Raw genomic sequence first — 11506 nt, forward strand, 5'->3', positions numbered from 1 at the left:
ATGTAGAAAAATCATGGGTGAATCAGCTTTTACGATCAGCTTTTTACAATCAGCCTTTTACCGCCCCGGCGCTGAGTCCCGCCACCAGATGCTTCTGGATAATGGCAAACAGGATCACAGGAGGGATGAGAGCGATCACGCTTCCGGCAGCAAGGGCCGGATAGTTGACCGAATACTCTCCGATCATGGTCTTAAGTCCTACCGGAATGGTAAATTTCCTCTGGGTCTGTATAAATGTAAATGCCACCAGGAACTCATTCCAACATCCGATAAAGGTAAATGCACTTACCGCCACAATGCCCGGTTTTAACACCGGCAGCAGGATCCGGCACATAATCGTCATCCGTCCTGCTCCGTCCACCATGGCCGCCTCGTCCAGTTCCTTCGGAACTCCGTTTACAAAGCTCCGCATCAGAAGCGTATTAAACGGAGTCTGAAGAATAATATTGAAAATAACCAGGGCCGCAGGGCTGTCGATCAGCTTAATGGTCTTAAATACGGAAAACAGGGGCACCAGATACAGGATCACCGGCATCATCTGCGTTCCAAGGAGCAGCAGGGTCATACCGGATTTTCCTCTGAATTTATACCGGCTTAAGGCATACGCATTGCAGATACACAGCAGAATCACCACAACCACCGACAGCGAGGATACGATCACACTGTTGACAAAATAGGTGGAAAATCCGCTCTTGCCCCATACATAGGAATAGTTATCAAAATTCAGTGACTGCGGCAGATAATGAAGCGTTTCGGACTGAAATTCCGGTATGGTCTTAAAGGATGTGGACACAGCCCACAAAAACGGGATAAGGACCAACGCCAATACAATGAACAAAGGTATGTATAGTACTGCAATCCTGGCAGCTGCAGTTTTCTGTTTCCTACTCATTTTCCTCACCTCCGAAACCGCTGACTTTTATATAGAAGACCGCAAACACCAGAAGGATCAGGAATGCGATCACTCCGATGGTGGAGCCATATCCGTAATTTCCCTTGATAATGGCTGTCTTCATCATATAGATCGGCAGTGTTGTGGTCTTGTCCATAGGACCCCCGTTGGTCATGGTGAAGATCATGTCAATGGAATTAAACTCCCATATGCCGCGGAGAAGCGTTGCAAATATAATGCTCTCCTTCAGGTAGGGAAGGGTGATGTAAAAGAAATTCTTCACCGGCCCGCATCCGTCAATGGCGCTGGACTCATATACATCTGCCGGTATGGACTGCAGCGCTGCCAGGATGTTGATGGCAAAAAAGGGCACTCCCCTCCACAGCTCCGCAATGTTTACCGCAGGGAAGAAGGTTCTGGAATCAGCCAGCCATGCAACCTTTTTTGAAATGATACCTGATTTCATCAGCATATCATTGATCAGACCTGAGCTCTGGTCATACATCAGGGTCCACAGCATGGTCACAAGCACGCCGGATACGGCCCACGGCACAAGGGATATGGCCCTGGCAAAGCCTCTGCCCTTAAACTTCTGGTTCAGCAGCAGCGCCACCACGGTTCCCAGCACCAGCTGCCCCACCACCTGGGTCAGAACCCATTTTGCCGTAATCGTCAGGGAGCTGTAGAACTTTCCATCATGAAACAGTTTCTGATAATTCTTAAATCCCGCAAATCCGTCTTTCCAGGCCTGGGTAAGGTCATAATTCTGGAAGCTTAGATAAAAAACCCTGGCAATGGGATATACCAAAAACGACAGGATCAGTATCACAGTGGGCGCAACCAGAAGATATGGAAAAAGCTGGGTGCGCAGAGCACCGTCATTTTTCATTCTTCCTCCTTTTGCCGCAACTACATTCCGGGCATTTTTCATTTCTCTATTTCCCCCTCTCATATTTTCACCGTCAAACTGCACGGTCATTATCCATTTTCTTTTTTGTTTTCCAGCATTTTGATACATTTATATTAATGGTAAAATGGGAGAATTAAAATAAAGGATTCCTCAAAGTTTGTTTGTTATTTTCCAAATCTCAGCATCTAACAAAAAAGGTCCCCGGAAAGCCTGATGCCTTCCGGGAACCTTACAATAATCTCATTTAGTCTTTTCATACAATAATCTCATGCAGTAATTCCATATTCCCTGTCATAATGCGTTATTGTTACATGGTAATCCCTTTTTCCTTATCCTGAAGGATGATCTGTCTCATGGCCTCGATCCCCACCTCAATGGCCCTCTGTTCCCATCTGTCCGGATAATCAGCCGCATCATTAGAGTACTCCCCAAAGTTGGTGGCGCTGATCATCACGCTGGACGTCCTGATCCCCAGTGACGCGCCGATCAGGAACAGTACGGCACACTCCATGCTGGTATTGGTGGCTCCGCCTTTCACATAGGAATCCCACTTGTACTTAAGCTCCTCATACACCGGCTTTGTCTCGGGTTCAGCCTCTGTATAGTAGGAATCCTTTGTGATGGTGATCCCCACATTATATGGATACCCCAGTTTTAACGCCGCTGTCTCCAGCGCCTTCAGCATCTCAAAATCAGGCACTGCAGGAAATTCAAAGGGAAGGTAATGGTTGCCCGTCCCCTCCATGCGCACGGCGCCGTTGGGTATGACCACATCCCCGATCTTAACCTTTTGGGAGGTGGATGCAGCTGATCCCACTCGCATCATGGTGTGTGCGCCGCAGGAGTGAAGCTCCTCAATGGCAATACAAGCCGAAGGGCCCCCGATCCCCGTGCTGGTCACGGTCACAGGCACGCCCTCCAGAGTGCCTGTATAGGTCAGAAACTCTCTTTTGTGGGCAATCTTAACCGGGTTATCAAAATGCTCTGCGATCAGGGCCGCCCGCTCCACGCTGCCGGGCAGAAATACATATTTGCCAACCTGGTCTGAAGTGATATCCAGGTGCATGGTCTTTTGTTCTCCCATGTTCTTTACCTTCCTTTTCTAGTTCTCCGCACCGTCGGTACAGCGCTGCGTTTGTTCCTGTTCAAACCTGTAAATTGCTTCCAGAACGATTTTGATCTCCTCGTCCCAGCCCCTTGCCAGCCCCTGGTTGGCCGTCTCGTAGATCACTTCCCCTGTCACCAGGTTACCGGAAACAGCGCTGATCATGGCCGCCCTTTTCTTCCTTCTGTGACACACGGTATAAAGCGCGGAGCTCTCCATCTCCACATTCAGGCATCCCAGGGAGGAAAGCTTCTCAATCCACTCCTGGGTTTCCCCGTAAAACGCATCATCAGAGGCATTGATCCCATAATGGACCCTGCCGTACAGCTGCGGCTGCATTTCCCTTGCGGTGTCAATAATGGTCCTGGTCAGGTCAAAATCAGGAACTGCCGGGAAACAGTCCGGCACATAGAACCGGCTGGTCCCCTCGTTTTTCATGGAACCCGTGGAGATCATCAGATCCCCGATCTTAATATCCTCCTGCAGGGCTGCGCTGCTTCCGATACGGATCAGGCATTCCGCCCCAATATTCATCAGTTCCTCCGCCGCAATAGCCGCAGAAGGACAGCCCATGCCAGTGGAGGTAACGGATACCTTAACGCCCTTATAATATCCCGTAAATGTCCTGTGCTCCCTGTTATTGGCCACAAGCTCTGCATTCTCAAGATACTGTGCCACACGGTCGGAACGGGCCGGATCCCCGGGAAGGAGCACATAATTGCCTATATCACCTGGTTTCAGGTGGATGTGATATTGTTTCTTTCCTGCTGTCTTACTCTCTTTGTCCAGTGCCATCAGCCCTGTACCTCCTTTAATTTTTTTATCTTACGGCTGGCCGCGGCTGACTTTTGTATGGAATAAACCGTAAGGCCTGCAATGGTTGCCAGATACGGGAGCATCTGGATAAATTCAGACGGGATCTTAAGTACCTGAAGAATATTGGAAAGCCCGTCAAAAAACGCAAAGATCATGGACGAAAGCAGCGCCCCCACCGGCGTGGCCTGTCCCATGGAACAGGCGGCCAGGGAAATAAACCCGCGTCCCGCCGTCATATCCCTTACAAACATATTGAGATAACCCATGGAAAGATACATTCCTCCAAGCCCTGTCATAAGTCCGCACAGGACAATGGCCAGGAACTGGATCCTTACCACATTCTGCCCCACGCTGGAAGCAGCGTCCGGGTTCTCGCCCACCGCCCTCATGCGAAGGCCGGTAGGTGTCTTGTAGAGAAAGAACCAGATCACAGCCACCATGACCAGCGCAACATAGGTCAGGGAATTGTGGCCTGACAGAACACTTCCGATCACCGGGATATCCTTGATCACAGGGATGTCCAGGTTGGGAAATGCAAAACTCTTCAGGGAGGAGGAGTTGCCCTTTTCCCCGGTTGCCAGCTGAAGCACAAATACCGTAAGGCCTGAAGCCATGGTATTCACAGCCGTACCGCAGAGCACATTATTGGCTTTTAAAACAAGGTGGAAATACGCAAACACCGCGCTCACCGCAACGGCTGCCAGCATACCTGCCGCAACGCCCCATACCAGGTTTCCCCCAAAGGCGCTTCCAAGCACGCCTGCCAGGGCGGATATCAGCATAATGCCTTCCAGCCCCAGATTGACCACGCCTGCTTTTGTACAGATCACAGCCCCCAAAGAGGCAAAAATAATGGGGGTGGCAACGCGTATCCACATATATACGAAGTCTGTGCTAAGGATCAAGTTCAATAAATTCATGCCTGCATTGCCTCCTTTTCCTCTGCTTTTGCAGCCTTTACGATCAGATGCTGCCTCCAGCCCTTTAACAGTGCGTCCGCTGCAATCAGGAACATCATGACACCCTGGATGATGTCCACGACCTCCCTGCCCACATCACTGCTGCGCGCCATGATATCAGCTCCCACATTCAGGTATCCGATAAAGGCGGCCGCCAGGGGAACCAGCAGGGGATTGCTCCTGGCCAGCAGGGCAACCACGATACCCGTCCACCCGTATCCGGGAGTTGTGGTCCATTTAAACCGGTTATACATGCCCAGCAGTTCCGCACCGCCGCCCATGCCAGCAATGGCTCCGGCGATCACCTGGGCCGCCACCATAAGGCCGGTCACCTTAAGGCCGGTATATTTTGCAAACAGCGGGTTGTCGCCTGTGATCCTCAGCTTTGTCCCAAGGGATGTGCGGTACAGGAAGAACCACACCAGGACACAGAGCACGATCCCCAGCACAACGCCTGCATGGATCCTGGTCCCATCCAGGACCACCGGAAGCTTGGAGGTCTTTTCAAATTCCAGGGAAGCCAGGCTGGAGCTGCTGACCTCGCGGAAATGATAACTCACCATATAAATGGCAAAAAACTGCACCACATAGTTAAACATAATGGATGTGACCAGCTCACTCACATTCCACTTCATCTTCAGGAACGCAGGGACCAGGGCTACCAAAGCGCCGCAGAATCCTCCGAACAGGATCGCGGCCGCAGGATGGATCCCTCCCGGCAGCTTACAGGCAATGGCCACGATCATGGCGCCTGTAATGCCGATAAAAAAGGATCCCTCCGCAATCATGGAAAACTGGCCTGAGCCAAATATGATGATCACGGCCAAAGCGGTAAACATAAGTGGGGAAGCTGCTTCAATTATATTCCCCACCCTTCTCAGTGAGGTAAATGGCCCCAGAAAAAAACTGCTTATGGCGGTCCATGGGTCATCACTTACAACCAATACAATGACCGATACCAGCACACAGGCAATGAGAATGATCAGTGCCAGCTTCACAAGATCCACCAGCAGGTTGATTCGTTTATTACTGTTCATGCCGTGCCTCCTTTATCTCTTCCTCGGACTGTACCCGGATCCCCAGCATATAGGTACCCAGCTGGGCCTCCGTCATCTTGGAAGTGTCGCTGATATAGGCCACGATCCTTCCCTCATACATGACGATCAGGCTGTCGGAAAGCCCCAGTACTTCGTTCAGGTCAGAGGTTACAAGAATGACCCCATTTCCCTCATCCCTCATCTCAACCAGACGTTGGCGGATAAACTCCGTGGCACCCACGTCCACGCCTCTGGTGGGCTGGTCCGCGATGATGACCTGGGGTGAACCGGACAGTTCCCTTGCCAGGACAGCCTTCTGGATATTTCCTCCCGACAGGCTGTTAATAGCCACATCCTGGGATTTGCAGAATATCAGGTACTGCTTTACCATCTCTTCCCCGTATTCCTTTACCGCCCGTTTATCCCTCACACCCTTCTTAAAGAAACGCTTCCAGCCTAACTTGTCAGCGATCATATTCTCTGTGATGGAAAGGCGGGGAGCCATGCCCATGGTCATCCTGTCCGCAGGGATATGGGCCAGCTTCAGGTTCCTGATCTTCTCAACCGAATATCCCTTGATATCCTGTCCGCTTATCTCAATGGCACCGTGGCTGTAAGCGCCCATGCCGGTTATGGCACGGACCAGCTCCGTCTGGCCGTTGCCCTCCACTCCGGCGATTCCAAGGATCTCTCCCTTTCTTAAGGAAAAGGATACATGGTCCACCGCATGCTTTCCGTTCTCATCCACCACCACCAGATCCTTTACCTTAACCAGGGCCTCACCCGGCTTGGCGGCATCCTTTTTCACATCCAGTATCACATCCCTTCCCACCATCAGCCGGGAGATATCCTGTTCAGAAACAGTCTCAACATCATGTACGCCCATGGTGATCCCCCTGCGGATAATGGTGATCCGGTTGCAGATCTGCTTGATCTCCTGCAGCTTATGGGAAATGAAGATGATGGTATAGCCATGATCCTTCAGGTTTAAAAGCTCCTCAAACAGTTCCTGGGTCTCCTGGGGCGTAAGCACGGCCGTGGGCTCGTCCAGGATCAGGATCTTTGCTCCCCGGAACAGGGCTTTGAGGATTTCCACCTTCTGCTTCTGGCCAACGGTCAGGTCCTCCACCCGCTTGTCAGGCTCCACATAGAGGTTATATTTCCTGCCCATCTCCTCCACCTGCTTCCTGGCATATGCCAGATCCACCATAACTCCCTTTCTGGGCTCCATGCCCAGGATAATGTTCTCCGCAACTGTCAGCGAAGACACCAGCATAAAGTGCTGATGCACCATGCCGATCCCCATCTTGATCGCCATCTGGGGAGATGACATATGTACCTGCTTTCCATTTATAAAAATTTCTCCCGATGTTGGCTGTTCTTCGCCAAACAGGATCTTCATCAGAGTTGATTTCCCTGCCCCGTTTTCCCCGGAAAGGGCATGGATCTCTCCCAGATCAACAGACAATGTCACATCCTTATTGGCCATCACTCCATTGGGATATATCTTCACAATATGCGACATTCTCAATGCTTCATCTGCCATAATCAGCACCTCATCATTCCACAGAATCATTCCACAGTTGTTATTTCTGAAAAAAGAGGCTGCGCATCCGCAGCCTCAGTGTTAATTAAATCATGGCTTCATGCCATCACGAAGAGCTGCTACGTCTTCTGTTGACATGTCAAATGCAGTGCCGACCGCGATATCGCCATTGATGATTTTCTGTTCTGTCTCATCGATGAATTTCTGAATCTCTTCAGGAACAATTGCCTTATAATTCTCGTTCTCAGCCAGGCCCACAGCGCCGCTGTCCAGGCCCAGGATATAATCCTGATCCAGCGTCATGGTTCCCTCCGACCATGCTTTAACGGATGTGTAAATGGATTCTCCCACATTCTTTAAGCTGGAGGAAATAACATTGGCTGCCAGCTGGGGATCGGATTCCTTTAACTCGGAATACAGGTCCTGATCGCAGGCGATCAGATATTTGTCTGACTTCTGGGCTGCTGTTACAGCGCCAAGGATGGACTGTGACGCGGGCGCATATACTACCTGGGCTCCCTGGTTGTACAGCTGGGTGGTCATTTCCATGCACTTGGAAACATCCTCAAAGGAACCCACATAGGAGGTCACTACCTTGATCTCAGGGTCCACATACTGAACGCCTTCCAGATAACCTACCAGGAAATCGTTGATATTGGATGTATCCATGGATCCCACAAATCCCAGGATCTTCTTGGAAGCATCGATCTTGGCATCCCCTGAATCCAGCATCTTTGCAGCCAGCACGCCGGAAAGGAATGCTGCCTGGTTGGAGTAATAGTTAACTCCCATCATATTGCCGTCCGTAACCACGTCCCTGTCAACGGAAACATCAAAGATCAGGTAATTCTTTTCAGGGAACTGGGAGGCAATATCCTGAGCCAGTTCCTTCACAGACCATGTACCGGATACGATCATGTCCCAATCCTGCTCGGACACATCCAGGTAGTTGCCCTCATAGCTGGTCTCATCCCTGCCCATCTCAATGGTCTTGACCTCAGCTCCCATCTGGTCAGCCAGCATCTGCATACCGCTGGCGGCGGAATCGTTAAATCCCTTGTCTCCCAGGTTGCCGTTGCACAGATATACCACTTTCAACTTTTTACCGGATGCATCCGCGTCCGCTGGATCCGCGCTCTCCGCCTTGTCCTTTTCGGCAGCGGCATCCCCTGACTGTTCCTGCTTCCCGGCAGCTGCTGCTGTCTCTTTTGCTGAAGATCCGCAGCCTGCCAGCATGGATGCGGCCATCGCGGCCGCCAGTACGGTACTTACGATCCTTTTCTTCATTTTCCATATCCTCCTATGTTTAACTTGTTATCAACAAACTGCTAAAAAGCAGAAGGTTTCATATCTTACAGCCTGCGGTCCAGGGTAAACCGGTACCAGTTGCTGTCCATCCTGTATTTGTGATAGGCAAGGGGAGCTTCATCCTCATAAAGCACCTCATCCATAACTATAATGATCGGGCTCTGGGGCTGGTCCGCCACCTCCTCCGTCCACTCCACCGCGCTCATGGACAGACTGGAACGTCCTGCGCGCTTGTATAGTCCGGAAAGGGCCAGGTCCTTTAGTTTTTCTTCCTCATCAATGGCGATCCCCTCCTGCTCCAGGCGGAGCACCGGTATAATGGCCACAGAGGAGGCCACGTATGCTTCCCCCACATAATATTTCATATCCACGGCCACTGCGGTGAATACCTTGCCGTTGTAGCCCAACAGATCCCCTATAAGGCGTCCGCCATTCTGCACGCTGATCACTGCCTCCGCCTTTGTTATGGTATCGATGCAGCTGCTGATACAGGGATTGGAGATATGCTGAAGCCCATCCTTGTTCCTGGCCAGCTGGCCCGTGACCATGGTCTTCTTGCCCTGCATCTTATAGATATAGCCGTCCTCCTCCAGTTTCCGCACTGCCATGCGCACCGTGCTGCGGCTCACGTTCCAGTACTCGGCCAGAATATTCTCCCCCGGAAGGGTATCCCCCTCCTGCAGCACATTTTCCTGGATCAGCTGGTAAATAATATCATAAATCTGTACGTAATAAGGAATATTCATTTCCTTTAACAAAGGCATTTCCTTATAATCCATCAACTACTTCATCTCCTTATCATTCCTGATGATGATCCTCATGGCTTCGATAGCGGTCCGGATCGCCCTGTCCTCAATGTCAATTTCCGTATTCCTGCCGTTATCACTGTAATTCCTGCAGTTAGTGGCGCTGGCCATCACACATGCGGTCCGAATCCCCAGGCAGGAGCCAATGGCGAACAGGGGCGCGCATTCCATGCTGGTGGAGGTGGCGCCTCCCTTTTCGTAGGCGGACCACTTAAACATAAGCTCCGGTCCCACGGGTTTTGTCTCCGGCTCAGTCTGTGTGTAAAAGGACGCCTTTGTGATGGTAACGCCCACGTTGTAGGGATAATCCAGGTTCTTAGCCGCCTGTTCAATGCACTTAAGCATATGGAAATCCGGCACCGAGGGAAACTCCACCGGCAGATAGTGAAGGCTCACCCCCTCCATCTTCACGGCTCCGTTGGGGATTACCACATCCCCCAGCGACACCTTGGGTGATACGGAAGCGCAGGTGCCCACGCGCATCATGGTATCCGCCCCGCACTGATGCAGCTCCTCAACAGCAATGGCCGCAGACGGGCCGCCGATCCCTGTGCTGGTCACAGCCACCCGGGCGCCCTCCAGCTCACCTACAAATGTCCTGTACTCCCTGTTGTAGGCAATCTCCTGCGGATTGTCAAAGTATGCCGCGATCTTCTCCGTGCGCTCCGGGCTTCCCGGAAGAAACACATACCTTCCCACATCCCCGGCCTCCAGTGCAATGTGCATCATTTTTTTTCCCATAACACATCTCCCTTTTCTTATTTTATGTTAATCCATCTTAATGCTCTTACTTCCTGTTGTATCTTCCCGGCGTCATGTCCTGAAACAGTGAAAACAGCCTTCGGACCGCTTTCTCGGAATCCACCTCCACACACACCGCAATCTCCTCCCGGTCCAGAACCGGCACAAATCCCGTGTCCGTCTTGATCATGCCCCGAAACGGCTCATGTTCATATTCCACTCCGGCCCTGACCATGCGAAACACTCCCAGTGACGGGTCCTCGGCGATGAGTACGGCCAGCGGATCGTGGACCACACATGCCTCCGCCATGCCCATGGATACCCGGTGGAATTCAAAGTAAAACTTCAGAACATCCCTTATGTAATCCGCAATGGCCCTGCACTCCTCCCGGCAGTAGGTACAGAGATTTTTTACATCCCTGTCCGTGATAAATGTCTTCATGGTCACGTCCAGCCCTACCAGGGCCAGGTTGAATCCGGCCCTGAATACCCGGTCAGCCGCCTTTGCATCCCCGTGGATGTTGGCCTCTGCGTAGGGATTCACATTACCCGGTTCCTTCAGGGTTCCGCCCATGGCCACCACCTTCTTTACCTTAGAGGGCAGCTCAGGATCCTTCTCCAGGGCGCGGGCCAGGTTGGTCATCCGCCCCGTTGTGATGATGGTCAGCTCATCTTTCAGCTCCCCGGCCTTTCTTATAATAAAATCCCAGGCAGTCTCGTCCACCGGCTTCTGGCTGCTCTCAGGCAGCTCCACATTGCCGATCCCGTTATCCCCGTGGATGTGGGCGGGAGCCGAATCGAACACGCCGTCCAGAGATTCGTTGGAGCCCACGGCCACCGGCACCTCATAACCGCAGCCTGAAAGCCGGATCAGGCGCAGGCAGTTGTCTGCGGACTGCTCCGCATTATTATTGCCAAAGCATGTGGTGATCCCCTCCACATGGAAATTAGGTGACCTCAATGCGTATAGGATAGCCAGGGAATCATCCACGCCTGTATCCGCATCAATTATTATCCGTTTCATAAATATGTGCTCCTTTTTCTCATCTCATTTTTATCTTATTTTTTCATCAAGTCTTTTCTTCTCATCTTGTACACATATTTTACAACATGGCAGCCAAGTTGTCAACATGGCAACACCAGTTTAATTATGCTAAATGCACAATTTTTTGTAATTTATAGATACATTTTTTTAATGATGCCTAAATATTTTTTGTGTTCTTTGTGATTTGGCCAAAATTTTTGGGCGTTCTGCCCTTGCATATCCACTCAATCTATGTTAAACTAAAACCGTTGCAATGCCTGTATAAGTTCATAATCGGATGAACGTTTCTACCAGCTACCGGAATAGTTGACTACATGCTTCTATTTTGTATACTGGCTTTT

General features: G+C 51.1%; 11 protein-coding genes and 1 riboswitch. All 11 genes read right to left on the reverse strand.

The features are described 5' to 3' along the window. Nucleotides 1-49 precede the first annotated feature (49 nt). The 11 genes from ABID13_RS10200 to ABID13_RS10250 all read right to left on the reverse strand — a co-directional run bounded on the left by ABID13_RS10200 (nucleotide 50) and on the right by ABID13_RS10250 (nucleotide 11144). Complete coding sequence (locus tag ABID13_RS10200) at nucleotides 50-892, reverse strand: carbohydrate ABC transporter permease (RefSeq protein WP_007865365.1); 843 nt, start codon at nucleotides 890-892, stop codon at nucleotides 50-52. Beyond that, entirely contained in the window at nucleotides 885-1781 is an 897-nt protein-coding gene (locus tag ABID13_RS10205; protein ID WP_040416917.1) for a carbohydrate ABC transporter permease, read from the reverse strand. The genes ABID13_RS10200 and ABID13_RS10205 overlap by 8 nt, the downstream gene beginning before the upstream one ends. A 328-nt stretch (nucleotides 1782-2109) precedes the next feature. Next, entirely contained in the window at nucleotides 2110-2886 is a 777-nt protein-coding gene (locus tag ABID13_RS10210) for a nucleoside phosphorylase (RefSeq protein WP_048930071.1), read from the reverse strand. 18 nt (nucleotides 2887-2904) lie between these two features. Continuing rightward, nucleotides 2905-3702: a nucleoside phosphorylase gene (locus tag ABID13_RS10215; protein ID WP_007865327.1), complete on the reverse strand. Its 798-nt coding sequence runs from the start codon at nucleotides 3700-3702 to the stop codon at nucleotides 2905-2907. Beyond that, a complete protein-coding gene (locus ABID13_RS10220; RefSeq protein ID WP_007865324.1) occupies nucleotides 3702-4643 on the reverse strand; it encodes an ABC transporter permease in 942 nt (313 codons plus the stop codon). Before ABID13_RS10220 ends, ABID13_RS10215 begins: the two co-directional genes overlap by 1 nt. After that, nucleotides 4640-5719 carry an ABC transporter permease gene (locus ABID13_RS10225; RefSeq protein WP_007865321.1) on the reverse strand — a complete coding sequence of 360 codons (1080 nt, stop codon included), beginning with the start codon at nucleotides 5717-5719 and terminating at the stop codon, nucleotides 4640-4642. Before ABID13_RS10225 ends, ABID13_RS10220 begins: the two co-directional genes overlap by 4 nt. Then, nucleotides 5709-7265 (reverse strand): ABC transporter ATP-binding protein, encoded by a 1557-nt coding sequence (locus ABID13_RS10230; RefSeq protein ID WP_048930126.1) that lies wholly within the window; start codon nucleotides 7263-7265, stop codon nucleotides 5709-5711. The genes ABID13_RS10225 and ABID13_RS10230 overlap by 11 nt, the downstream gene beginning before the upstream one ends. Before the next feature lie 90 nt (nucleotides 7266-7355). Continuing rightward, nucleotides 7356-8552 carry a BMP family lipoprotein gene (locus tag ABID13_RS10235; RefSeq protein ID WP_007865316.1) on the reverse strand — a complete coding sequence of 399 codons (1197 nt, stop codon included), beginning with the start codon at nucleotides 8550-8552 and terminating at the stop codon, nucleotides 7356-7358. A gap of 65 nt (nucleotides 8553-8617) precedes the next feature. Beyond that, nucleotides 8618-9352 carry a GntR family transcriptional regulator gene (locus tag ABID13_RS10240; protein WP_045091250.1) on the reverse strand — a complete coding sequence of 245 codons (735 nt, stop codon included), beginning with the start codon at nucleotides 9350-9352 and terminating at the stop codon, nucleotides 8618-8620. A gap of 3 nt (nucleotides 9353-9355) precedes the next feature. After that, nucleotides 9356-10120: a nucleoside phosphorylase gene (locus ABID13_RS10245; protein WP_007865300.1), complete on the reverse strand. Its 765-nt coding sequence runs from the start codon at nucleotides 10118-10120 to the stop codon at nucleotides 9356-9358. Between the two features lie 46 nt (nucleotides 10121-10166). Beyond that, on the reverse strand, nucleotides 10167-11144 hold the full coding sequence (locus tag ABID13_RS10250; protein ID WP_007865298.1) for a nucleoside hydrolase: 978 nt from the start codon (nucleotides 11142-11144) through the stop codon (nucleotides 10167-10169). A gap of 258 nt (nucleotides 11145-11402) precedes the next feature. Further along, nucleotides 11403-11498, forward strand: a riboswitch (purine riboswitch). The last annotated feature ends 8 nt before the right edge of the window (nucleotides 11499-11506 follow it).

It is taken from the genome of Enterocloster citroniae (assembly GCF_040545455.1).
Classification (GTDB): Bacteria; Bacillota; Clostridia; order Lachnospirales; family Lachnospiraceae; genus Enterocloster; species Enterocloster citroniae.

Coding starts and splice junctions, on each gene's coding strand:
- ABID13_RS10205 (WP_040416917.1), bottom strand. CDS start 1,781: ATGAAAAATGACGGTGCTCTGCGCACCCAGCTTTTTCCATATCTTCTG.
- ABID13_RS10215 (WP_007865327.1), bottom strand. CDS start 3,702: ATGGCACTGGACAAAGAGAGTAAGACAGCAGGAAAGAAACAATATCAC.
- ABID13_RS10210 (WP_048930071.1), bottom strand. CDS start 2,886: ATGGGAGAACAAAAGACCATGCACCTGGATATCACTTCAGACCAGGTT.
- ABID13_RS10220 (WP_007865324.1), bottom strand. CDS start 4,643: ATGAATTTATTGAACTTGATCCTTAGCACAGACTTCGTATATATGTGG.
- ABID13_RS10200 (WP_007865365.1), bottom strand. CDS start 892: ATGAGTAGGAAACAGAAAACTGCAGCTGCCAGGATTGCAGTACTATAC.
- ABID13_RS10245 (WP_007865300.1), bottom strand. CDS start 10,120: ATGGGAAAAAAAATGATGCACATTGCACTGGAGGCCGGGGATGTGGGA.
- ABID13_RS10225 (WP_007865321.1), bottom strand. CDS start 5,719: ATGAACAGTAATAAACGAATCAACCTGCTGGTGGATCTTGTGAAGCTG.
- ABID13_RS10230 (WP_048930126.1), bottom strand. CDS start 7,265: ATGGCAGATGAAGCATTGAGAATGTCGCATATTGTGAAGATATATCCC.
- ABID13_RS10235 (WP_007865316.1), bottom strand. CDS start 8,552: ATGAAGAAAAGGATCGTAAGTACCGTACTGGCGGCCGCGATGGCCGCA.
- ABID13_RS10250 (WP_007865298.1), bottom strand. CDS start 11,144: ATGAAACGGATAATAATTGATGCGGATACAGGCGTGGATGATTCCCTG.
- ABID13_RS10240 (WP_045091250.1), bottom strand. CDS start 9,352: ATGGATTATAAGGAAATGCCTTTGTTAAAGGAAATGAATATTCCTTAT.